The organism is Acidobacteriota bacterium (assembly GCA_016196035.1).
GTDB lineage: Bacteria > Acidobacteriota > Blastocatellia > RBC074 > RBC074 > JACPYM01.
Map to the genome: position 1 here is coordinate 49,959 of JACPYM010000069.1, position 22,383 is coordinate 72,341.

The following is a 22,383-nucleotide window of genomic DNA, read 5'->3' on the forward strand; positions in this document are numbered from 1 at the left end:
GGATCGTCACAGGTGGCGCAGGCTTTATCGGCACGAACTTTGTGCATTACGTGCTGGCGCAAACCAACGCGCAGTTGGTCATCGTGGACAAGCTGACTTACGCCGGGAACAAAGCCAATCTAGGTGCCGTGCTCGACGATCCGCGCGTAACGTTCATCGAAGCCGACATCGCCGACCGCGCGGCAATGTCGCAGGTGTTTGCCGAGCACCAACCCACCGCCGTCATCAATTTCGCCGCCGAATCGCACGTGGATCGTTCGATTGACGATCCGTCGCCCTTCATCGAAACCAACATCACCGGCACGTTCGTGTTACTTGAAACCGCCCGCAAATACGTGCGCGGGTTGGACACGGCGCAACAGGCGGCTTTCCGCTTCCTGCACGTTTCGACGGATGAGGTTTATGGCACGTTGGGCGACACGGGGCTATTTGCCGAGACAACGCCTTATGCACCCAATTCGCCGTATGCCGCGTCGAAGGCCTGCGCCGATCATCTGGTGCGCGCCTGGCACGAGACCTTTGGCCTGCCGACGATCATCACGAATTGCTCAAACAACTACGGCCCGTATCAATTCCCCGAAAAGCTGATCCCGTTGATGCTGACCAACGCCCTCGAAGGCAAGCCGCTGCCGATTTACGGCGACGGCGGCAACATCCGCGACTGGCTCTATGTCGAAGACCATTGCAGCGGCATCCTGCTGGCCTTGCAACGCGGCGTGTCGGGCGAGAAATACAACATCGGCGGCGGCAACGAACGCACCAACCTGCAAATCGTGGAGCGCCTCTGCGCCGAGGTTGAAAAGGTTTTGCCCGCTGCTGAGAACGCCGCGTTGCAAGCGCAAGGCAAGACCAGCTATCTCGAACTCAAAACCTTCGTCGCCGACCGGCCCGGACACGATAAACGATATGCAATTGACGCCGGCAAGATTCGCGCGGAGTTGGGCTGGCAGCCGAAATACGATTTTGAAAGCGGGTTGGCGAAGACGGTGCGGTGGTATTTCGACAATCGCGACTGGTGCGAGACCGTCTTGGCGGGCAAGTATGAACGCCAACGTTTAGGCGCAGCTTAAAAGCACCTACTGACTACTGACTACTGACTACTGACTACTTTTTTATGAAAGGCATTATCCTCGCCGGCGGCTCCGGCACACGGCTCTATCCAATTACGCTCGCGGTCAGCAAACAACTGCTGCCGATTTACGATAAGCCGATGATCTATTACCCGCTCTCGACGCTGCTGCTGGCGGGCATCCGCGACATTCTGGTCATCACGACGCCGCAAGATCAGGCGCAATTCACGCGCTTGTTGGGCGACGGCTCGCAATACGGCTTCAATCTGAACTACGCCGTGCAACCCAGCCCCGATGGTTTGGCGCAAGCCTTCATCATCGGGCGCGAGTTCGTCGGCAATGACAACGTAGCCCTCGTGCTCGGCGACAACATTTTTTACGGCCACGGGCTGCCGGATGATTTGCGGCGCGCGGCGCAACGCCAGGACGGCGCGACTGTCTTCGCCTATCAAGTCCGCGATCCCGAACGTTACGGCGTGGTCGAATTCGCCGCCGACGGGCGCGCTGTCAGTCTGGAAGAAAAACCCAAGGCTCCGCGTTCGCACTGGGCGGTGACGGGCTTGTACTTTTACGACAATCGCGTGCTCGACGTGGCGCGCGATCTGAAGCCATCGCCACGCGGCGAACTGGAAATCACCGACGTGAACAAGCAATACCTGGAATGGAGCGCGTTGCACGTCGAGAAGCTCGGACGCGGCATCGCCTGGCTCGACACCGGGACGCACGAATCGTTGCAACAGGCGTCCAGCTTCATTCAAACCTTGCAGGAACGGCAGGGCTTGATGGCCGCGTGTCTGGAAGAGATCGCCTTTCACAATGGCTGGATGACGGCGGCGGATGTGGCGCGTATCGCCGAGCCGATGCGCAAAAACGAATACGGGCAATACCTGTTGCGCATGCTGCAACAAGCTGAACAGGAGGCGCACCTGCAATGAAATTCCTGCCGACCGATTTGCCCGGCGTCATCCTGATCGAGCCGCAAGTCTGGCGTGATGAACGCGGCTTCTTTCTGGAAACCTACCAGCGCGAAAAGTACGCGGCGGGCGGCGTTGACGCGGTCTTCGTGCAAGACAATCATTCGCGTTCGGCGCGCGGTACGTTGCGCGGACTGCACGCCCAACTGGCCCGCCCCCAAGGCAAATTGATCCGTGTGATCGAAGGCGAGATTTTCGACGTCGCCGTGGACATCCGGCGCGGCTCGCCACACTTTGGCAAATGGATGGGCGCATGGTTGACAGCCGAAAACTTCCGGCAGATTTATGTACCGCCCGGTTTTGCTCACGGCTTTTGCGTCACCAGTGAAGTTGCGCAGGTCGAATACAAATGCACGGACATTTATGATCCGGCCAGCGAGATCACAGTGTTGTGGAACGATCGGGCGCTCGGCATTCAATGGCCGGATTTGCCGGACGCATCGCTGCTCTCAAAGAAAGATCAACAAGGCAAGCCACTGGCGGAATTGCTGGCAGTCTTGCCGCAGTTTGAAAAGTAGTCGGTAGTCAGCAGCTTTGAAAGGGCTTTAGGTTTAGTTGCCGACTACCGACTACCGACTACCGACTACTGTTCATGAAAATCCTCATCACCGGAGCCAACGGACAACTCGCGCGCGTGCTGCCCAAAGCCTTGCTCGGCCACGAATCCATCCCGCTCACGCGCACGCAACTCGACATTACCAAACTCAATCTGGTGCGCGACGCGCTCGACTGGCACAAACCCGATGCCGTCATCAACACGGCGGCCTACACCAACGTAGACGGCGCGGAGGAAGATCAAGAATCCGCCTATCGCATCAACGCCTTAGGCGCGCGCAACCTGGCGCTGGCGACGGGCGAGGCCGATGTGCCGTTGCTGCACGTTTCGACCGATTACGTGTTTGACGGCACGGGCAAACGTCCGCTGCACGAATTCGACCCGGTCAATCCGCAGTCCCTCTATGGCCGCAGCAAGCTCGCCGGCGAACAGCAGGTCGCGCTGTTTAACCCGCGCCACTACATCGCGCGCACCGCCTGGCTTTATTCAACGGATGGCAAAAACTTCCCGTTGACGATGCTGGCGCAAGCGGCCAAGCCGGAGGTTGAACACGTGCGCGTGGTCAACGATCAGTACGGTTCGCCGACTTACGCCCCGCATCTGGCACAGGCGCTGGCGCAATTGATTCAGACCGATGCTTACGGCACCTATCACCTGGCCGGACAAGGCAGCGCCAGTTGGTACGAACTGACCAACGAGTTGTATTACCGCAGCACGATCACGCTGCCCGTGTATCCGGTCAAAAGCGAAGAGTACCCGCGCCCAGCTAAGCGCCCGAAATACGCGGTACTGACGACGCTGCAAGACCCACAGATTTTGCTGCCGCCGTGGGAAGAGGGGCTGGCCGAATTCGTTTGGCTGATGCGGCGCAACCGCTAATCCTTTTCAAACCGCGCACCAGCCATTCACCAGATTGACACTGCCGCGCAACCGGCATAATTTGTGGCCGCTGGTATAACCACGCGCTGCGCTGGCGGCGTTGCATTCCTCGATACCAAACCAACAATCGAATTTTTTGGAGTTGCTCGATGCCAAGATACGCGCTGAGTCGCCGCACCTATAAGTTAATGCTGGTCGCCCTTTTGGTCGCCGCTTGTTTCTTTGCGACGCAAACGTACCGACCGGAAACGGCCGCCGCGCAGACCACTGAATTCTTCAAGCAAAAAGTGCTGCCCATCTTCGCGGCCAATTGCGCCGGTTGCCACGGCGCGCAAATCCAGCGCGGGCGGCTTGATCTGCGCACTGAAGAAGCCATCTTGAAAGGCGGCACGCGCGGCCCGGCGGTCGTGCCCGGCGCGCCGGACAAGAGTGTGCTCTATCGCATGGTCGCGCATAAAGAAGAGCCAGCGATGCCTTACGGCGGTGACAAGCTCAGCGACGCCGACCTGGCTGTGATTGCCGAATGGATCACGAAACTGACACCCGTGGCCGCAACCAATCACGTTGAAACCGGTCCGCCCACACGCAAGCCTGGCTATAGCATCACCGGCAAAGACCGCCAGTTCTGGTCATTCGTCAAACCGGTGCGCCCAAGCGTGCCGGCGGTCAAAAATCAGGCTTGGGTACGCAACGAGATTGACGCTTTTGTGCTCGCCAAACTGGAAGCGAATGGCTTGGAACCTGCGCCCGCCGCCCCGCCGCGCGAATTGTTGCGGCGCGTTTATTTCGATTTGATCGGCTTGCCGCCGACGCCCGAAGAGATGGCGGCGTTTTTGAAGAACCCTTCAGATCAGGCGTATCGTCAAGTCGTAGAGAAACTGCTGGCAAGCGAGCATTACGGCGAACGCTGGGGCCGCCACTGGCTCGATCTGGCGCGCTATGCCGACAGCGGCGGTTATGAATTCGATTACGACCGCCCGCACGCCTGGCATTATCGCGATTACGTGATCAAGGCGTTCAACGCCGACAAGCCCTACGATCAATTCATCCGCGAGCAATTGGCCAACGATCAACTAGCAGGTGCTGACAAAGCGGATAAACCGGAGGCGCTGATCCCGACCGGCTTTTGCCGCAACGGGCCGACGGTGGACAACGCCAACAACGAAGAGACGCGCACCGACGAATTGGACGACATGGTGGCGACGACTTCATCGGTGTTGATGGGGCTGACGGTGGGTTGCGCGCGCTGCCACGATCACAAATACGACCCGATTCCGCAGCGCGATTATTACCGGCTGCAAGCCGTCTTCTTCCCCTTCAAGAAAACCGAAAAGACCTTTGCCACGGCTGCCGAACAGGAAGCCTTCAAAAACCTCAACAAAGAATTCGATGAAAAGGTGCGGCCCTTTCGCCAGCAGATCGCCGAAATCGAAAAGCCGGTGCGTGAAAAACTGATGCGCGAAAAAGTCGAATTCCACGTCAAGCTCGCCAAAAACTCCTCCGGCTTTGGCGAACTGACCGAAGAGCAGTTTCGCGCCGAAACCGCCCAGCGCTTGAAAAAGGAAGTCAACCTGCAAGCCGAAGAGATCGAAGCCGAACTCGCGCCCGCCGACTTGCAACGCCGCAAGGAGCTGCAAAAACAAATGGACGCCATCAACAACCAGCGCCCCAAACCGCTGGACGCCGCGATGGGCGTGACCGACGAAGAGCAGCCCAAACAGGCCTACCTGCTCGAACGCGGCGACTGGCACAACAAAGGCGCGGCGGTTTCGCCCGGCGTGCCTCTTATCGTCAGCGACGGCAAAGACCTCGCGCCCGCCAACCGCCGCCAGCAACTGGCCGAATTCATCGCCAGCCCCGACAACCCGTTGACGGCGCGCGTCGCGGTCAATCGCATCTGGCAATACCACTTTGGCAAAGGCATTGTGCGCACGCCTAGCGATTTCGGCGCGACGGGCGACCGCCCCAGCCACCCCGAATTGCTGGACTGGCTCGCCATCGGATTCGTCAAGCAGGGTTGGAGTTGGAAGGCCATGCACCGGCGGATGCTGTTCTCAAACACCTATCGCCAGGCTTCTCAATTCGATGAGGCCAAGGCCGCCAAAGACAATGAGAATCGCCTGCTCTGGCGCTTCAATCCGCGCCGCATCGAAGCCGAAGTCTTGCGCGACAGCATCCTGGCCGTCACCGGCAAGCTCAACACCGAGATGTACGGCCCCGGCGTGTATCCGCGCATTGACCCCGACATCATCAACACCGGCTCGCGCCCGCGCTGGCCGCTGGACGCCAAGGACGAACACGCGACCTTCCGCCGCAGCGTTTACATCTTCGTCAAACGCTCCGTGCTGGTGCCGATGCTCGAAGTCTTTGATTGCCCGATTACCGTGTCGCCCGCGCCCGTGCGTTCGACCTCGACCGTCTCGCCACAAGCGTTGGCATTGATGAACAATCAATTCGTGCTGGAACAGGCCGGTTTCCTGGCCGAGCGTGTTGCAAAGGAAGCGGGCGCGCAACCACGCGCGCAGGTGCGCCGCGCCTTCCAACTGGCGCTGAGCCGCACGCCGAGTGTGAAAGAGATGCAGTGGGCGCTCGCTTTCACCCACACGCAAACGGCCGGGTATGCTGAGCGGAAGAACGAGAAACCGGCGGCGGCGGCGCTGCGCGACTTCTGTCATGCGTTGATCAATCTGAATGAGTTTTTGTATGTGGATTGAGAGCGGGTAATTTCGACGAAATAAGTGTTGGTCAACCTGCTCATTGGTATCCTGGCATAAACTGAAACCCCTCCCACGACGGCGCGCGAGGGTACACGAAGACTGTTTGAATGCTTCATGCTGCTTCGTGTGACTTCGTGGGAAAAGAAACGGAGCATCAAGTGAAACGACTGATTTTGACTGTGGCTGTGTTGTTGGCGGTGACCGCGCCGTTGCAATCGGTATTCGCCCAAGGCAAAGACTATCGCGTGCTGGGCGCTGACAAAAAGCACGTCGCCATCGTCAACGCTAAAGGCGAAGTCGAATGGGAAGTGCCCAATCCCGACGCGCGCGAGATTCACGACATCCAAATGCTGGACAACGGCAACGTGCTCTTCCAGACCGGCTACACCACCGTCGTCGAAGTCAACAAGGCCAAAGAGGTCGTTTGGAAACACGAGTCAAAGCCGAAAGAAGGTTATACCGGCAAGGTTGAGATTCATTCGTATCAACGACTGAAAGACGGCAATACGCTGATCTCTGAAAGTGGCAACAGCCGCCTGATCGAAGTGGACAAGCAAGACAAAATCGTCAAAGTGGTGCCGCTGACTGTCGTCAAATCGAACTCGCACCGCGACACGCGCATGGTGCGCAAACTCGACAACGGTCATTACCTCGTGTGCCAGGAAGGCGAAGGCAAGGTGCGCGAATACGACGCGACCGGCAAGATCGTCTGGGAATACGCGCTGGAATTGGGCGACCGCCCGCGCTCTGACGGTCACGGCCCCGAAGGCCACGGCGTCGAAGTCTTCGGCGCGGTGCGCTTGAAAAACGGCAACACGCTGATCGCGGGCGGCAATAACAACCGCATCCTCGAAGTAAACAAGGCCGGCAAGACCGTCTGGAGCATTGACCACACCGAACTGCCCGGCATCACCTTCGCGTGGATGACGACGTTGCAAGTGCTGCCCAACGGCAACATCATCATCGGCAACACGCACGCGACCGAAGCGAATCCGCAACTAATCGAAGTCACACGCACCAAGAAAGTCGTCTGGCAGTTTAAGGATTGGACGAACTTCGGCAATAATCTGGTGGCGGCGCAGGTAGTGGGGTTGAAAGGCAAAGTGATTCGCTAGACCCGGTGCGCCGCTGAAAGAGGTTTTATGCAGTTGACCATTGAGACGCAAGTGACACCGAATGGTACGGTCATCTTGCACGATCTGCCATTTGCCAATGGCGAGGCCGTGCAAGTGACGGTGCAATCGCTGGCGGTAACCGAGCCAGCGCCGATGCAGCCGCGCATCCCAGGATTGCACGCCGGGGCAATGCAGATGCGCGAAGATTTCGATGAACCATTGCCCGATGATTTCTGGCTGGGGGCAGCTTGAAGTACTTGCTCGACACGCACACGTTCATTTGGTGGGACAGCGAACCAGCCAAGCTTTCGGCGACGGTCGCCACGATCTTGCAGAATCGTCAACACACAATTTTGCTCAGTGTGGCGAGCGCCTGGGAAATACAGATCAAGTTTCAGTTGGGCAAACTCGACTTGCAATTGTCGCTGGCAACCATCGTTGCCAACCAAATACAACAGAATCAGTTTAAGTTGCTGCCAGTCGGTCTTGAACACGTTCTGGCACTCAATCAATTGCCAGCGGTTCACAAAGACCCTTTTGACCGGCTATTGGCCGCACAATCCATGGTTGAGCAGGCGACTTTATTGAGCGCCGATGCAATCTTTGCGGGCTATCCAGTCAATACGCTCTGGTAGAACAACTAGCGAGGAATCAAATGACCACTAGAGAGCCGAATTCAGCATTGCCGATACTTTCGACGTCCCAGATGTCGCGCCGCGAACTCATCTTTCGCGCGGGCGCTGGCTTTTCCGGCCTCGCGCTCGCTTCCCTGCTCGACCAGGACAAGCTGCTGGCCGCGACGCCAACCACTGGCACGCCCGGCACGCGCGACAGCGAAGGCAATCCGCTCGCCGTCAAAGCGCCGCATTTCGCGGCCAAAGCCAAATCGGTCATCTTCCTGTTTATGTACGGCGGGCCGAGCCAGGTTGACCTGTTCGACCCGAAGCCAATGCTGACCAAACACCACGGCCAGCCGCTGCCGGGCTTGGACAAGCTCGAAACGTTCAACAAAAATGGCAACCTGATGGCCTCGCCATATGCGTTCAAAAAATACGGGCACGGCGGCGTAGACATCTCCGAACTGTATTCCAACCTCGGCAGCGTGGCCGATGATTTGTGCGTGCTGCGTTCGCTGTATTGCCTGAGCAACAACCATTCGCCCGCGATCTTTCAGATGAACAGCGGCAACATACGGCCCGGCAATCCCAGCTTGGGTTCGTGGGTAACGTATGGATTGGGCACCGAGAATCAAAACCTGCCCGCCTACATCGTGATGTACGACTGGCGCGGCGGCCCGATTGGCGGCGCACCCAACTGGTCATCTGGCTTTATGCCCGCGGCGTTTCAGGGTACCTCCTTCCGCTCTGGCAATGTGCCTATCGTAGACCTCAACCCGCCCAAGTGGGTTGACCCGCATTTGCAGCGGCAGGAAGTGGACTTCATTCAAAAGCTCAATCAGGATCATCAAGAACGCCACGGCAAGAACAGCGACCTCGATGCGCGCATCGCTTCGTATGAACTCGCTTTCCAGATGCAGACCCACGCGCCCGAAGCCGTTGACTTGGCGAAAGAATCCGACGCAACCAAAAAGCTTTATGGCATCGGCGAAAAGCACACCGACTATTTCGGCAAGCAGTGCCTGACCGCGCGCCGCTTGGTCGAACGCGGCGTGCGCTTCATCCAGCTTTACCACGGCGGCGGCCACCAGCAGGAATCGTGGGACGCGCATTACGGCATTGACGAAAATCACCGGCTGCATTGCGCCGAAACCGACATCCCGATGACCGGCCTGATCAAAGACCTCAAAGCGCGCGGCCTGCTCGATTCCACACTCATCGTCTGGGGCGGCGAATTCGGACGCATGCCTACCTCACAATCCGGCATCGGGCGCGATCACAACCATTATGGCTTCTCGATGTGGCTGGCCGGCGGCGGCGTCAAAGGCGGCCAAATGCTGGGCGAGACAGACGAGTTTGGGGCAAAAGCCGTGGTTGATCCGTATTCGGTTTACGACCTGCACGCGACGATCTTGCATGCGCTGGGGATGGATCACCGGCGGCTGACGTATTACTACGGCGGGAGAGATCAGCGGCTGACGAATTTTGGGGGCGATCCGATTTTGAAGGTGTTTGCGTGATTATGTTGTGGGCATGGCCAACGTTTGTGCCCGGTAAGCGGTAGCGTTATGTATGAAAGAAAATCCAATCTTAGTCAGGCGGATCTAGAGTTATCGAATGTTGAACTCTCAGCACTCTCGAAGGTTTGGAAGGAGCGAAAATCCGAGTTAGAACATGGTGGCGAGTACCAAGAATTCTTGAAAAAGCTTCAACGCGAATGGGCAATCGAGACTGGAATTATTGAACGACTCTACACTTGGGATAGAGGCGTGACGGAGGTTTTGATTGAACAAGGTATAGACAGCACAATTATTGCCCATCAGAGCGGAATGTCGCGTGACCAAGCAACACATGTGAAGGACATTATTGATGACCAACTCACAATAATTGACCACTTGTTCTCCTTTGTTAAAGGTGAGCAACCCTTGACCGAGCACTTCATAAGAGGATTGCAGGAACGATTCACAGCACACCAAGAATTTACCGATGCGCGTACTCCAGCCGGAGACAAAATACTCGTCCCTATTTTGCGGGGCGAATATAAACAACAACCCAATAACCCGCGTCGCCCGGACGGAGAGATACATGAGTACTGCCCCACATTATTTGTAGAAGAAGAAATGGAGCGACTTGTAGCGTGGTATAAGGAAGCTGAAGCCAACGCTTCGGTTGAAGTTTTAGCTGCCTGGCTCCACCACAGATTTACCCAGATTCACCCCTTCCAAGATGGCAATGGAAGAGTTGCACGTGCCCTAGCTACGCTGGTTTTCTTAAAGGAAGGATTGTTCCCACTTATCATTCGTGATCAAGACCGCGACAAAGAATATATACCAGCGCTTGAATTGGCAGATAAAGGCGATCTACAGGCTCTAGTTCAGCTTTTCGCAAAACGGCAGAAAGCGTCAATTCTTGCGGCAATCGGTCTTGAGCAACAAGTCCAGCAATCACGATACACTGAAGAAATCATAGCTTCTGCAATTAAGGTGCTTAAAAATCGAGTAGCAGGAGAGACGAAGAAGCTAAACCAAGTCTATGAAATAGCGGATAAGCTATATGCAGTGACTAATGAGAGGCTGCATGAAATTTCCACACGACTTAATAAACAATTAGGACAAGTCGAAATCCGGAATCATCAACTTTTTTATAAAGCGTCCGTAATCGCCGCGAACAAAGATTCTCAGACCAAACACTACTTTCACCATCAGATAATTGAAGTTGCCAAACACTTTGGTTACTTTGCTAACTTAGATAAGTACCGAGCGTGGATACGTCTTTCAATATATACAGACGACCAGTTTGAGTATGTAATTAGTTTTCACGGTTATGGATATGGCGATAGCGGAATTATGGCCGCAAGTTCTTTCACTTGTCAGCGCATCCAACGGGAAGACGGCTACGGAACTGATGTAATTAACACACGCCCTGCATCTCCCGATTTCTTCCAATTTAATTATGAAGAGTCTATTGAGAGCACTGAGAAAAGGTTCGGTGAGTGGCTAGAGGCCTCTATAGCAATTGCTTTAGCAGAATGGAAACGACTGTTGCAAGCTTAGGTAATCCTAGCATTATCAAGGCAAAGACATTGTGCTCGCCTTCCATCCGCTTGAAGTGCGCCAATACACCGAGTTCGCCGCCGCGTAAGCAGCAGCAGCCAGTTCTTTCTGTCGCAGCAATTGGCGTTGCGGCGACAGAAAGACGCGTCTCCAAAAAAAACAGAAAGGCCGGACTGAGCAGCGTCAATCCGGCCTTTTGTCGTTTTTGCCAGCCAGGCTTCACTTGCCGTAACTAACCCTGTACACAAAACCTTTGTTATCGTCCGAAATGTAGAGCGCACCGTCTGCGCCCGTCAGCAATCCGGCCGGGCGTCCGTTGTTGGCTTGTCCGGCATTTAACCAGCCGGTCGCGAAATCTTCCAGGCCAACCGGCTTGCCGTCCTTGAAAACAACGCGCACGACTTTGTAACCGATCTTCTCTTTGCGGCCCGTCGGGCTGGAACCGTGAATCGCCAGGAAGAGCGCGCCACGATAAGCGGATGGAAAAGCTTTGCCGGTGTAAAACCGCATATCAATCGGCGACGAATGCGCGGGCAATTCAAAGGCGGGCGGCGTGGCGTCCGTTGCTTTCATGGAGCCTTTCGCATCCTTCAAGCCAGCGTTGGCGACGTTGTTGCCGACGAAATAGGGGAAGCCGTAATGCTTGCCGGCTTCGACGCGGTTGATTTCATCGGGCGGGAACTCTTCGCCCAAGCCGTCCTGGCCCATGTCGTCGGCCCAGATGACGCCGGTTTTCGGATCCCAATCAAATCCGATGGAGTTGCGCATGCCCTTGGCAAACGGCTTTCCGCCGCTGCCGTCCGCGTTGTAAACCATGATCGTCTGACGCCGCTCATCCGCATCTTCGCAAACGTTGCATGACGAACCGATGGAGACATAAAACTTGCCGCTTTTGTCGAAGCCAATCGTGCGCGTCCAATGCGCAGTCGTTGAGACTGGCAGGTCAATGAATTTTTCCGGCGTCCCCTCAATCTTGCCGTTGGCAAATTTGACGCGCAGCACGGCGGGATTAGTGGCGATATACAAATAGCCTTTGTTGAACGCCAGACTGTGCGGGCGCGTCAGACCGGTTAGCACCGTTTCGACTTTATCAGCCTTGCCGTCCTTGTCTTTGTCGGGCAAGGCGGCGACTTCGCCTTTGCCTTGCAGCGCGACGTAAACGACGCCATCGGGGCTGACGGCCATCAGGCGCGCGCCCGCGACACCGGAAGCAAAGACCGATACTTTGAAGCCCGCCGGGACTTTCAAATCGGCGGGTTGCGCCGGAGCTGGCGGTTGCGCGGGCGCTTGCGCGGCGACGCGCGCGGTCAAGCCGGTGACGAGGGAAAGGCCAGTCACGAACGAAAAGATGGACAGAGCCAGACACGCTTTGTTCACAGAGATTCTCCTTACGGTTGCGAAAGTGTTGGAATGCGGTTTTGGATGGGGCGCAGCTTAGCAGCGAATGGCGGCAGGCTCAATAGTGTGAACAGATTCAGCGCATTGAAGAGGGGGAAACAATAGACCTTGCTATACAACTCAGGCGCGTGCGAGCATACGTCGGCAGAGGAGGAAGACGCGATGGAACCTAGCCTTGGCACAACGACAAGCACTCAATTGATAAAGGCGGCTGAGCAATTAAGCCTCGCCGAACTAGAGTGTTTTACCGAAGAAATCATTGCCTTGCGCGCCCGTCGCAATGCGCCTCTCTTGCCGGCAAAAGAATCACCCCTCTTCAAAACGATCAACCAAACCTTAACGGTCGAAGAACGGACTCGGCTTGCTGAATTGGGCGATAAGCGTGTGGAAGAGGCATTGACGCCTGACGAGCAGCGCGACCTTCTCGCTTTGCAGCAAAAACTTGAAGCCTTACACGCAGCGCGGATGAAAGCGTTGGCCGATTTAGCGGCGCTGCGTGGAATCACTCTCACCGCCACGATGGATGAGTTAGGAATTCATTTCCCTGATTATCTTTAGCCAGGATCAAAGCTAATGCTTGATAGATACATTCCGGCTGAGTTGCGCCGGTTGGTACAGCAACGCGCGCGGGGCCAATGCGAGTATTGCCGCAGCCAGCAAAGCTTCTCGCCACAGCCGTTCTCAGTCGAACACATCAAGCCTCGTGCGCTGGGCGGACTGACAACGGCTGAGAATCTGGCGCTTTCCTGCCAAGGTTGTAATGGACACAAATACACAAAAGTGATGGGCCATGATCCTGTCACAAATAGCCTTACACCCCTGTTCAACCCACGTACTCAACAGTGGCGTGACCATTTTCGCTAGGATGAAAACGCGCAACTCATCATCGGCCTTTCACCCACAGGCAGAGCGACGGCGGAGACGTTGTAACTAAATCGAGCGGAGTTGGTCAATTTGCGCGCGGTACTTTATGCAGCCCAAAAACATCCACCGACAGAGCCTGACGACGTATAAAGTTTCCACCGGGAATTGTTTCTTATGATCACAATTGATGGTTCATTCGGCGAAGGCGGCGGCCAAATCCTGCGCACCTCCCTGGCCCTCTCGTTAGTCACCGGCCAGCCCTTCCGCATCGAGAAGATTCGCGCGGGGCGCAAAAATCCGGGGCTGTTGCGGCAGCATCTGACGGCGGTCAATGCCGCGCAACAAATCAGCCAGGCGGCGGTCGAAGGCGCGGGCATCGGTTCGACGCAATTGAGCTTCACGCCCGGCGAAATCACGCCCGGTGAATACGCCTTTGCTGTCGGCACGGCGGGCAGTACGACGCTGGTGTTGCAAACCGTCTTGCCGTCGTTGTTGCGCGCGCGCGCTGAGAGCCGCTTGACGCTCGAAGGCGGGACGCACAATCCCTTTGCGCCGCCGTTTAACTTTTTGGTCAAGGCCTTTCTGCCGCTGCTCAACCGGTTGGGTGCCCGCGTAGAAGCGACGCTCGCGCGGTACGGGTTTTATCCGGCGGGCGGCGGCAAGCTTGAAATTCGCATCGCACCTGCCAGCCAACTCACGCCCTTTGAATTGCTGGAACGCGGCGAGATCGTCGGGCGGCGCGCACAGGCGCTGGTCGCCAATCTGCCGCGTTCAGTGGGCGAGCGCGAGTTGAAAGTCATCGGACAAAAGCTGAATTGGCCAGCGGAATGGTTGCGGCTGGAAGAGGTCAAAAATTCCAATGGGCCGGGCAATTTGGTCTCGGTTGAAATCGAAAGCGCCAATGTTGCCGAAGTCTTCACCGGCTTTGGCGAACGTGGTGTGACGGCGGAAGCCGTGGCGATCAAGGCGATTCAAGAGGCGCGGCGCTATCTGGCGTCTGATGCGGCGGTGGGCGAATACCTGGCCGATCAGTTGCTGATTCCGCTGGCATTGGCCGGTGGCGGTGCCTTCACGACGGTGGCGCCTTCGCGGCACACGACAACCAACATTGCGATCATCCGCAAGTTTTTGCCAGTGGAGATTACGACTGAGGAACTGAGCAAGCGCGCGTGGAAGATTGCGGTGAAGGGCTGAACGAGATTACGGAACAGACGGAAATAACGGAACAGACGGAACCCATCTGACAAGCTGATTCCTTTCCGTTTGTTCGGTTATTTCCGTCTGTTCCGTAATCTCTCCTCTCTTCGGCCCGTTGGCCTCTGGATGTTACTGCATAGTTGGCAACGCTGTTTTCCAACCAGCATTCAACACCTGCTTCAACTCCGCCACTTGTTTGGCATAGGCCGCCTCGCTCGCCAGATTGTGATACTCGCCCGGATCGGTTTGCTGATCGTAAAGCTCCGCGCCGCCGTCGCTGCCCTGCCATTCGGTGTAACGCCAGCGCACGGTGCGCACCGTGCGGCCTTGCACGTTGCCGCGCAGCACTTGGGTGAACGCGGCTTTCTTCCACGCCAGCGCCGGTTTGTTCAGCAGCGGTTTCAAACTCAGGCCTTCCAAATTTTCTGGTGCTTTCAAGCCAGCCAGCTCAACAATGGTTGGATATAGATCAACGAACTCGACCAAAGCGCGGCTGCGTTGTCCGGCGGTCTTCAGCTTCGGCGCATACACGACCAACGGCGCGCGCGTCGAAAGTTCAAACAGCGTGTTCTTGTTCCACCAGCCGCGTTCGCCCAGGTGATAGCCGTGGTCGCCGATGAACACGATGATCGTGTTGTCCCAGAGCTTTTGCTGATCGAGCGCGGCGAAGACCTTGCCCAGTTGCGCATCCATAAACGAGACGCCCGCCAGATAGGCGCGTTTGAATTCGCGGCGCTCCTGATCGGTGAACTGTTTGAATTGCGGATAGCCGTTGGGAATCGCGAACGGCACTTCGGGCGAACGGTCGGCGGGGTCGAGCGGCAACTGGATTTTGTCGGGCGGGTACAAGTCGAAATACTTCTTTGGCGCGATAAAAGGGTCGTGCGGTTTGTGGAAGCCGATGGCGAGGAAGAAGGGTTCTTTGCGTTTCTCGTTGATGAGCCGTACCGCTTCGGCGGCAACCTGGCCGTCGGGTTGGTCTTCGTCACCGCCTTCCGCCGCCAGCCAGCGGCACCAGGCCAGCGCGCCGCCGGTCAGGTTGCGGCCTTCGCCTTTGAAGCCAAGCGGCGGGCTTTGAAAGAAGCGCACGTGCGACCACGATTGCGGGTCGGCCATGTGTTCGTTGATCTCCTCCATCGTGCCGCCGCGATGAAAGATTTTGCCCAGGCTGGCGGTGAAATAGCCTTGCTGTTTGAACAGTTCGGGCAGCGTGACCACGTGCGGCAGCTTTTGCCGAAAGAACGTGTTGTTGTCCTGCACGCCCGTCGTATCGGGCCGCAAGCCCGTCAGGAAAGAAGCGCGGCTGGGATTGCAGACCGGATATTGGCAATAGGCGTTGTCAAAACGCACGCCGCGTTTGGCCAAACGGTCGAGGTTGGGGGCGTGTGCGCTGACATCGCCAAAGCTGGTCGCCGCGTTGCGCAAATCATCGGCGATGATGAATAGGACGTTGGGGCGGCGTTGTGCGTCTGCGCTCGGCAAGTAGCCTGTGCAGACGCACAGCAATAACAAGCAGGTAATGGATCGTTTCATGCAGTGTGAAATCCTTTTGAATGCGCAACCGGCGAAGAACAAGGCAAGCCCTGAAAGGACGCAATCGAATAGCCAGGGGCATCGCCCCTGGTGCTCGCGCCTAACAGTTACCAAGCCCTGAAAGGACGCAATTACGAGTGATAATTGCGCCCTTTCAGGGCTTGGTTTGTTCTCCGTCGTCACCCAGGGCGTTGCCCTGGGCTATTCAATTGCGCCCTTTCAGGGCTTTGGGCAGACCTTCTCAAAACTCAATCGCCGAACGCTTACGCTTGCCGTGCGACAATCCCCGCTTCGCCCAACCGAACAAGCGCGCCGTCTCAAGCCAGCAACTTCGCCACAACCTGGCCGTGCACATCCGTCAGCCTGAATTCGCGGCCTTGAAACTTGAACGTCAGCCGTGTGTGATCAATCCCGAGCAGATGCAGCACCGTCGCGTGCAGATCAAACACCTCGACCGGGTCTTCAACGATGTTATAGCCAAACTCGTCTGTCTGCCCAATCGTCACACCCGGTTTGACGCCCGCACCCGCCAGCCACATCGTGAAGGCGCGCGGATGGTGATCGCGGCCATACAGATTCGAACCATTGCGTTTCTCATTCATCGGCGTGCGCCCGAATTCCCCGCCCCAGACGACCAGCGTTTCGTCGAGCAAGCCGCGTTGTTGCAGGTCGGTCAGCAGCGCGCTGATCGGCTGATCCACTTCGGCGCACAGACGCGGCAGCTTGACGACGATGTCACCACCGATGCTGTTGCCGTGCGTATCCCAGCCGCGATGGTAAAGCTGCACGAAACGCACACCACGTTCGACCAACCGGCGCGCCAACAGGCAGTTATTGGCAAAGGATTTCCTGCCCGGTTCGGTGCCGTAAAGTTGCTGGATGGCGGCAGGCTCTTTGGAGATGTCGGTCAATTCGGGCACGCTGGTTTGCATGCGAAAGGCGAGTTCGTAAGCTTCGATGCGCGTGTTGATTTCGGGGTCGCCGATTTCAGCGCGGCGCAGTTGGTTCAATTCGCCCAGCGTGTCGAGTGTAGCGCGACGCGCCTGCGCATTCACGCCTGCGGGGTTGTTGACGAAAAGCACCGGTTCGCCTTTCGAGCGGAACTCTACGCCCTGGTATTGCGTCGGCAAAAAGCCGCTGCCCCAGAGCGCTTTGCCACCATCGGGATCGGCTTCGCCGGACAGCAACACGACAAAACCGGGCAGGTCTTTGTTCTCGCTGCCCAGGCCGTAGAGCAGCCACGAACCCATGCTGGGCCGCCCGATGATCTGGTGGCCGGTGTTCATGAAAATCTGGGCGGGCGCGTGATTGAATTGCGTCGTTTGCATCGAGCGAATGAGCGCCAGTTTATCGGCGTGTTTGCTCAAATGCGGCAACAGTTCCGACACAACCGCGCCGGATTGGCCGTGCTTTGCAAACTTGAAGGGCGAGCCAAGACAAAGCGGCGTGCCTTTGATAAAGGCGAAGCGTTCGCCTTTGACCAATTCAGCCGGGATCGGTTGGTCGTGATATTTGTTGAGCAGCGGCTTGGGGTCGAACAAATCCAGTTGCGACGGCCCGCCCGCCATAAACAGGAAGATGACGTTTTTTGCTTTCGGTGCGAAATGCTGCACGCGGCTTTGTACGGTTTGCGCCAACGCTGCGCGGCCCGTCAGCGAAGACAAGGCCAGGGCGCCGATGCCAAAGCCGGTTTGTTGGAAGAAGTGGCGGCGCGTGATTTGTGGTAAGCCAGTTGGTTGTTCGTTCATTGCCGTTCTACTCCTTGGTCAACATCTCATCCAGGTTCAGCAGCACATTCGCCACCATCGTCCACGCTGCGACCTCCGCCGGATCGCCTGCGCGCGCCTCGTCTATGACGCCTTTGGCTACGCGCTGGGCCGCCGTTTTATCCGCGCGATAGAACGCGAGTTGCCGCTGGTAAAGCTGTTCCAACTTGTCCAACTCAGACTGGCTGGGCGGACGCGCCACGCAAAGGCGAAAGCCGTGACTCACGCGGGCGCGCAAATCGCCATTTACTTCGGTCAACATGCGCCGTGCCAAGGCGCGCGCCAAATCAAAAAACGCTTCGTCATTGAGCAGGCTGAGCGCTTGCAAAGGTGTGTTGGTGCGCACGCGCCGCACGATGCAATACTCGCGACTGGTCGCGTCAAACGTCGTCAGCATCGGATACGGCGCGGTGCGGCGCAGGAAGGTGTACAGGCTGCGGCGATAACGGTCGTCACCCTGGCTGGTTTGCCATTTGATGTTATTGCCATCATACGGATTCATCCAGATGCCGTCGGGCTGCACCGGATAAACCGGCGGGCCGCCGAGTTTGCGCGACAAGACGCCGCTCGCCAGTAAGGCTGAATCGCGGATCGTTTCGGCATCCAGCCGGAAGCGCGGGCCACGCGCGAAAAGACGATTGTACGGATCTTTGTCCAGCAACGCGGGCGTGACCTTTGACGATTGCCGATAGGTTGCCGAAGTCACGATCAAGCGGTGCAGCTTCTTCATACTCCAGCCACTTTCCATAAATTCGACGGCCAGCCAGTCCAGCAATTCGGGATGCGTGGGCGGCGCGGCTTGCGTGCCGAAATCTTCGACCGTCTCGACAATGCCGCGTCCGAAAAACTGCTCCCAGGCGCGATTGACGGTGGCGCGCGCGGTCAATGGATTTTCTCGGCTGACCAGCCAGCGCGCCAAACCCAAGCGGTTAAGCGGCGCGTCTTCAGGCCAGGCGTGTAAGGCGGCGGGCGTGGCGGCGTAAACGCGCTCGCCCTTGTTCATGTAATTCCCGCGCACACGCAACAGCGTCGAAGGTCGCTCAAAGCCTTGTTTCTCGCGGATGATCTGCGCCGTGACGATGCCCAGACTGCCAAGGGCCACGCGCAAAACATTGGCGCGCTGGCGCTCGGCTTTGAGCAGCGGCGTCAACTGGCGGAACTGTTCGGCCAACGCTTCCTGTTGCGCGGCGTCGCGTTGGGCGGCGGGCGTGGCGAGCATGGCCTGGAACCGCAGCGGCAGCGCGACGATGCGCAAGGGTTCAGCCGCTTCGCTGACAGAAAGACGCACCCGGCCCAGCCCCTGGCCTACGGTTTTGCCGATTTGTTTGAGTTGAATTGTAGCCACGGCGGGCGCGGCCAGTTTGAGCGGTTGCTCAAACGTAAAAACGATCTGGCGATTCAACCGCGTGGCGTCGCGCGTGGCGTCAATCGCCCAGCCGTTGCCCGGTTGATTCTCGCTGCTGAAAAGCTGGCGCACATCGGGGCGGCCCGCGAAATCATCGGCGGCGGCTTCTTTCATGGCGATGCGCTGCGGGTGGCCGTCAGTCTTGACGACCAACTCAACGCCCGACAGAACGAAGTTGCCATAGGGATCGCGCCCCGGCCCGCCTTGCGGCAAACTGGCGTCGCTCAGGGCTTCCAATCGCAAGGCAGTCAGGCCGGAAGCGCTGGCGGGCAGTTGCGCGGTGAGCGTGTAAATGTCACTGACCGGCACCGCGCCCGCCGCCAGGATTGATTTGTCGGCTTGCTTTGCCAGCTTCGTCCCGCCACTGGCCGAAAAAGTCAGCGGATCGAGTGTTTGCCAACGTTGCGGCTCAGCGCGCAATTCGGCTTCCCACTGCGCCTGCGCGGCGTTCAATTCAGGCGTTTGCGTTTTGAGTGTCGCTTCAACGGTCTTCAATTCGGCGCGCAACTTGTCGCGCTGTGCGGCCTGTTCTGGCGTGGGCAATTCCAGTTCGGGTTCGATCACCCAGCCCTCGCTGCCGGGCATCTCGAGGAGGGTGTATTCGTGCGTATCGAAGAAGGCCAGCAGCTTGTAATACTCCTGCTGCGAGAACGGATCGTATTTGTGGTTGTGGCATTGCGCGCAACCCACGGTCGAACCCAGCCAAACCGTCGCGGTCGTGTTGACGCGGTCAAGCAACGTTTCCCAGCGCGCCTCTTCGTCATCCACGCCGCCTTCCTGATTGAGCATGGTGTTGCGGTGAAAGCCGGTCGCGATCAGTTGTTCTTGCGTGGGATTGGGCAGCATGTCCCCCGCGAGTTGCTCAATGGTGAATTGATCAAAGGGCATGTCCTTGTTTAGCGCGTTGACGACCCAATCGCGATACTTCCACATCACACGCGGGCGGTCTTTTTCGTAGCCGTGCGAATCGGCGTAACGCGCCAAATCCAGCCACGGACGCGCCCAGCGTTCGCCGTAATGCGGACTGGCGAGTAGCCGGTCAACGGCCTTTTCATAAGCATCCGCTGCCTGATCGGCGAGAAAGGCGTCCACTTCCTGCGGTGTCGGCGGCAAGCCAATCAAATCCAGCGAGACACGCCGCAACAGCGTCACGCGGTCAGCTTCGGCTGCGGGTTGCCAGCCTTCCTTTTCCAGCCGCGCCAGCACAAACGCATCAATCGAATTCTTTGCCCAAGCCGGGTTCTGCACCTCTGGCAAAGCGCGGCGCGCGGGCTTCACATACGCCCAATGCTGCGCACGGTCTGAGGTCTGAGGTCTGAGGTCTGAAGTCTGTTCAGGCCAGTTTGCGCCTTCATCAATCCAACGGCGGATGATTTCGATCTGGGCGGTTGTCAGCGGCCCGCCGCCCAGTGGCATGCGCGCTTCGCCGCCCTCGCCCAATATGCGTGTGAGCAGGCGGGATTGTTTGCTGTTGCCGGGCACGATGTCCGCGCCAGCAAGGCCGCCTTTCAGCGCGGCGCTTTTCAAATCAAGCCGCAATTGCCCGGCAGCCTTTTGCGCGCCGTGGCATTGCACGCAGGCCGCCGCGAAAATCGGTTGGATGTCCCGCAGGAAATCAACCTGGCGCGTTTGGCGCTTGGCCGACACCACAGACCAAAACGGCCAACTCAACAACAGTCCCAGGCACAGCCCGCCTTTGATGAAGCGCAATGAATAGCTCGACATAACAAACCACCCTGCTCCGCCTAAACCTTGCGGTTCAGTGCGGAAGCTCTTTCAAATCCGAGTTGAACAAAGTAAAAGAATAAGCCGTCAATAACCGCGCGGGAACAACGCGCGCAGCTTAACATCGTTTTTCAGGCAGTCCAATTTCGTGCTCCATATTTCGCAGTCAGGCACAGCAGATTGATATGCAGGAAACAGCTTCATCACCACGCCCGTTGGCAGGCCTCACGGTTTTAGACTTCACTATCGCGCTGGCCGGCCCGTTTGCCACCTTGCTGCTGGGGGGTCTGGGCGCGCGCGTCATCAAAATCGAAAACCCGCTCAGCGGCGATACCTGCCGTACCAATGCGCCGTACCTCGGCGCGGCAGGCGCGAAACTGGCGCGCACAAGCGACGACGATATTTCGATCTCGGCGTTGAACCGGTTGCGCAACAAACAAGGCATTACGCTCAACCTCAAACACCCCCAGGCGCGCGAGCTATACGCCGATCTGCTGCAACACGCCGACATCGTCGTCGAAAATTTCAGCAGCGGCGTCATTGATCGTCTCGGCGTGGGTTATGAATTCACACGCACGATCAACCCGCGCATCATCTTTTGTTCAATCAGCGGCTTTGGCAGCGATGGCGCTGGCAAAGCGCTGGACACCATCATCCAGGCGCTCAGCGGCGTGATGCAGACCTCTGGGAACGCAGGCGAGCCACCCGTGCGGATGGGCGTGCCGTTCGCCGACCTGATCACGCCGCTTTACGGAGTGATCGGCATCCTGGCCGCGCTCGAACAGCGCAGGCGCACCGGCGTCGGGCAATACGTAGACGTTTCGATGCTGGGCGCGCTGACCTCCCTAGTCGCGGCGGAGCCATTCGATTTGTTGGAGCGGCTCGGCGTTGAATCGCGCACCGGGCAAACTGTCCCACGTTTAGCGCCCTTCGGCATTTACACCGCCCGCGATGGCCACGCCGCCATTTGCGCGCACACTGACGCGTTTACGCTGAACTTATTTACGGCGATGGCGCGCCCGGATTTGGCTGCCGACGAACGCTTCAACACCCGCGACAACCGGGTCAAGCACGTCGCCGAGTTGGACGCGCTGATCGAAGCCTGGACGCGCACGCAACCGCTGGCCGAACTGCTGCCGTGTTTGGAAGCCGCTGGCGTGCCCGCCGCTGAAGTCCGCACCCCCAGCGTCGCCGTGCGTGATCCGCGTGTGCTGGCGCGTGGCGAAACCGTGCCGCTTGCGCATCCCAAATTCGGCGCGGTGGAAGAGGTTTACGGCACCGGCCTCCCGATCAAGTTTTCGGCGGCCACGGCAGGCTTTGACCAAGTCGCGCCTGCGCTGGGCGAACACAACGAATTGGTCTATGGGCAGATGCTGGGCTACTCCGCCGAACAGATCGCTCAGTTGAAAGCCGAAGGGATCATTTGACGATGTTGACTTCGCCGGCTGCGCCAAGCGTGCATCTCTAATGGAAGCATTGGCGGGCAACCGGCTTGCGGCGTTTGTTGACGCTAT

At 57.9% G+C, this 22,383-nt stretch carries 17 protein-coding genes and 1 pseudogene; 14 read left to right on the top strand and 4 right to left on the bottom strand.

All coding sequences use genetic code 11. The annotated features are described in order from the left end of the window. Positions 1-2: 2 nt before the first annotated feature. From rfbB to HY011_21575, 10 genes are all read left to right on the top strand, one after another. Positions 3-1,070, top strand: coding sequence for a dTDP-glucose 4,6-dehydratase (gene rfbB, locus HY011_21530; GenBank protein ID MBI3425514.1), 1,068 nt, complete (start codon positions 3-5; stop codon positions 1,068-1,070). A gap of 44 nt (positions 1,071-1,114) precedes the next feature. After that, complete coding sequence (gene rfbA, locus HY011_21535; protein ID MBI3425515.1) at positions 1,115-2,005, top strand: glucose-1-phosphate thymidylyltransferase RfbA; 891 nt, start codon at positions 1,115-1,117, stop codon at positions 2,003-2,005. After that, positions 2,002-2,562 carry a dTDP-4-dehydrorhamnose 3,5-epimerase gene (gene rfbC, locus HY011_21540; protein ID MBI3425516.1) on the top strand — a complete coding sequence of 187 codons (561 nt, stop codon included), beginning with the start codon at positions 2,002-2,004 and terminating at the stop codon, positions 2,560-2,562. Before rfbA ends, rfbC begins: the two co-directional genes overlap by 4 nt. Before the next feature lie 74 nt (positions 2,563-2,636). Beyond that, positions 2,637-3,479, top strand: a complete 843-nt coding sequence (rfbD, locus tag HY011_21545; GenBank protein ID MBI3425517.1) for a dTDP-4-dehydrorhamnose reductase — start codon at positions 2,637-2,639, stop codon at positions 3,477-3,479. Between the two features lie 149 nt (positions 3,480-3,628). Further along, positions 3,629-6,193: a DUF1553 domain-containing protein gene (locus HY011_21550; GenBank protein MBI3425518.1), complete on the top strand. Its 2,565-nt coding sequence runs from the start codon at positions 3,629-3,631 to the stop codon at positions 6,191-6,193. A gap of 110 nt (positions 6,194-6,303) precedes the next feature. Then, positions 6,304-7,311: a PQQ-binding-like beta-propeller repeat protein gene (locus HY011_21555; protein ID MBI3425519.1), complete on the top strand. Its 1,008-nt coding sequence runs from the start codon at positions 6,304-6,306 to the stop codon at positions 7,309-7,311. Between the two features lie 27 nt (positions 7,312-7,338). After that, positions 7,339-7,563: a hypothetical protein gene (locus HY011_21560; GenBank protein MBI3425520.1), complete on the top strand. Its 225-nt coding sequence runs from the start codon at positions 7,339-7,341 to the stop codon at positions 7,561-7,563. Next, complete coding sequence (locus tag HY011_21565; protein MBI3425521.1) at positions 7,560-7,946, top strand: type II toxin-antitoxin system VapC family toxin; 387 nt, start codon at positions 7,560-7,562, stop codon at positions 7,944-7,946. Before HY011_21560 ends, HY011_21565 begins: the two co-directional genes overlap by 4 nt. A 71-nt stretch (positions 7,947-8,017) precedes the next feature. Next, positions 8,018-9,448 (top strand): DUF1501 domain-containing protein, encoded by a 1,431-nt coding sequence (locus HY011_21570; protein MBI3425522.1) that lies wholly within the window; start codon positions 8,018-8,020, stop codon positions 9,446-9,448. A gap of 48 nt (positions 9,449-9,496) precedes the next feature. Beyond that, the gene (locus HY011_21575) at positions 9,497-10,981 is read left to right on the top strand and encodes a Fic family protein (protein ID MBI3425523.1); all 1,485 of its coding nucleotides are present in this window, start codon (positions 9,497-9,499) and stop codon (positions 10,979-10,981) included. A gap of 219 nt (positions 10,982-11,200) precedes the next feature. On the opposite strand, the gene HY011_21580 is transcribed toward HY011_21575, so the two are convergent. Then, positions 11,201-12,358 (bottom strand): PQQ-dependent sugar dehydrogenase, encoded by a 1,158-nt coding sequence (locus HY011_21580; GenBank protein ID MBI3425524.1) that lies wholly within the window; start codon positions 12,356-12,358, stop codon positions 11,201-11,203. A gap of 183 nt (positions 12,359-12,541) precedes the next feature. Here HY011_21580 and HY011_21585 point away from each other — a divergent pair, with 183 nt between their 5' ends. The 3 genes and pseudogenes from HY011_21585 (at position 12,542) to HY011_21595 (ending at position 14,437) form a co-directional block, all read left to right on the top strand. After that, positions 12,542-12,937: an STAS/SEC14 domain-containing protein gene (locus HY011_21585; GenBank protein ID MBI3425525.1), complete on the top strand. Its 396-nt coding sequence runs from the start codon at positions 12,542-12,544 to the stop codon at positions 12,935-12,937. Between the two features lie 15 nt (positions 12,938-12,952). Continuing rightward, a pseudogene (locus tag HY011_21590) lies at positions 12,953-13,393 on the top strand (HNH endonuclease). A 24-nt stretch (positions 13,394-13,417) separates the two neighbouring features. Beyond that, positions 13,418-14,437: an RNA 3'-terminal phosphate cyclase gene (locus HY011_21595; protein MBI3425526.1), complete on the top strand. Its 1,020-nt coding sequence runs from the start codon at positions 13,418-13,420 to the stop codon at positions 14,435-14,437. Positions 14,438-14,569: 132 nt separating this feature from the next. Here the strand turns inward: HY011_21595 and HY011_21600 are convergent, their stop codons facing one another. From HY011_21600 to HY011_21610, 3 genes are all read right to left on the bottom strand, one after another. Next, positions 14,570-15,973: a sulfatase gene (locus tag HY011_21600; protein ID MBI3425527.1), complete on the bottom strand. Its 1,404-nt coding sequence runs from the start codon at positions 15,971-15,973 to the stop codon at positions 14,570-14,572. Positions 15,974-16,290: 317 nt separating this feature from the next. Continuing rightward, on the bottom strand, positions 16,291-17,721 hold the full coding sequence (locus HY011_21605; GenBank protein ID MBI3425528.1) for a DUF1501 domain-containing protein: 1,431 nt from the start codon (positions 17,719-17,721) through the stop codon (positions 16,291-16,293). 7 nt (positions 17,722-17,728) lie between these two features. Then, positions 17,729-20,869: a PSD1 domain-containing protein gene (locus HY011_21610; GenBank protein MBI3425529.1), complete on the bottom strand. Its 3,141-nt coding sequence runs from the start codon at positions 20,867-20,869 to the stop codon at positions 17,729-17,731. Positions 20,870-21,054: 185 nt separating this feature from the next. Between HY011_21610 and HY011_21615 the strand changes: the two genes are divergently transcribed. Beyond that, on the top strand, positions 21,055-22,296 hold the full coding sequence (locus HY011_21615; GenBank protein ID MBI3425530.1) for a CoA transferase: 1,242 nt from the start codon (positions 21,055-21,057) through the stop codon (positions 22,294-22,296). Positions 22,297-22,383: the final 87 nt, after the last annotated feature.

Bases quoted from the DNA above. Each gene is read 5' to 3' on its own strand.
- rfbA (MBI3425515.1), top strand. From the start codon at position 1,115: ATGAAAGGCATTATCCTCGCCGGCGGCTCCGGCACACGGCTCTATCCA.
- rfbC (MBI3425516.1), top strand. From the start codon at position 2,002: ATGAAATTCCTGCCGACCGATTTGCCCGGCGTCATCCTGATCGAGCCG.
- rfbD (MBI3425517.1), top strand. From the start codon at position 2,637: ATGAAAATCCTCATCACCGGAGCCAACGGACAACTCGCGCGCGTGCTG.
- HY011_21550 (MBI3425518.1), top strand. From the start codon at position 3,629: ATGCCAAGATACGCGCTGAGTCGCCGCACCTATAAGTTAATGCTGGTC.
- HY011_21555 (MBI3425519.1), top strand. From the start codon at position 6,304: ATGCTTCATGCTGCTTCGTGTGACTTCGTGGGAAAAGAAACGGAGCAT.
- HY011_21560 (MBI3425520.1), top strand. From the start codon at position 7,339: ATGCAGTTGACCATTGAGACGCAAGTGACACCGAATGGTACGGTCATC.
- HY011_21570 (MBI3425522.1), top strand. From the start codon at position 8,018: ATGTCGCGCCGCGAACTCATCTTTCGCGCGGGCGCTGGCTTTTCCGGC.
- HY011_21575 (MBI3425523.1), top strand. From the start codon at position 9,497: ATGTATGAAAGAAAATCCAATCTTAGTCAGGCGGATCTAGAGTTATCG.
- HY011_21585 (MBI3425525.1), top strand. From the start codon at position 12,542: ATGGAACCTAGCCTTGGCACAACGACAAGCACTCAATTGATAAAGGCG.
- HY011_21595 (MBI3425526.1), top strand. From the start codon at position 13,418: ATGATCACAATTGATGGTTCATTCGGCGAAGGCGGCGGCCAAATCCTG.
- HY011_21600 (MBI3425527.1), bottom strand. From the start codon at position 15,973: ATGAAACGATCCATTACCTGCTTGTTATTGCTGTGCGTCTGCACAGGC.
- HY011_21605 (MBI3425528.1), bottom strand. From the start codon at position 17,721: ATGAACGAACAACCAACTGGCTTACCACAAATCACGCGCCGCCACTTC.
- HY011_21610 (MBI3425529.1), bottom strand. From the start codon at position 20,869: ATGTCGAGCTATTCATTGCGCTTCATCAAAGGCGGGCTGTGCCTGGGA.
- HY011_21615 (MBI3425530.1), top strand. From the start codon at position 21,055: ATGCAGGAAACAGCTTCATCACCACGCCCGTTGGCAGGCCTCACGGTT.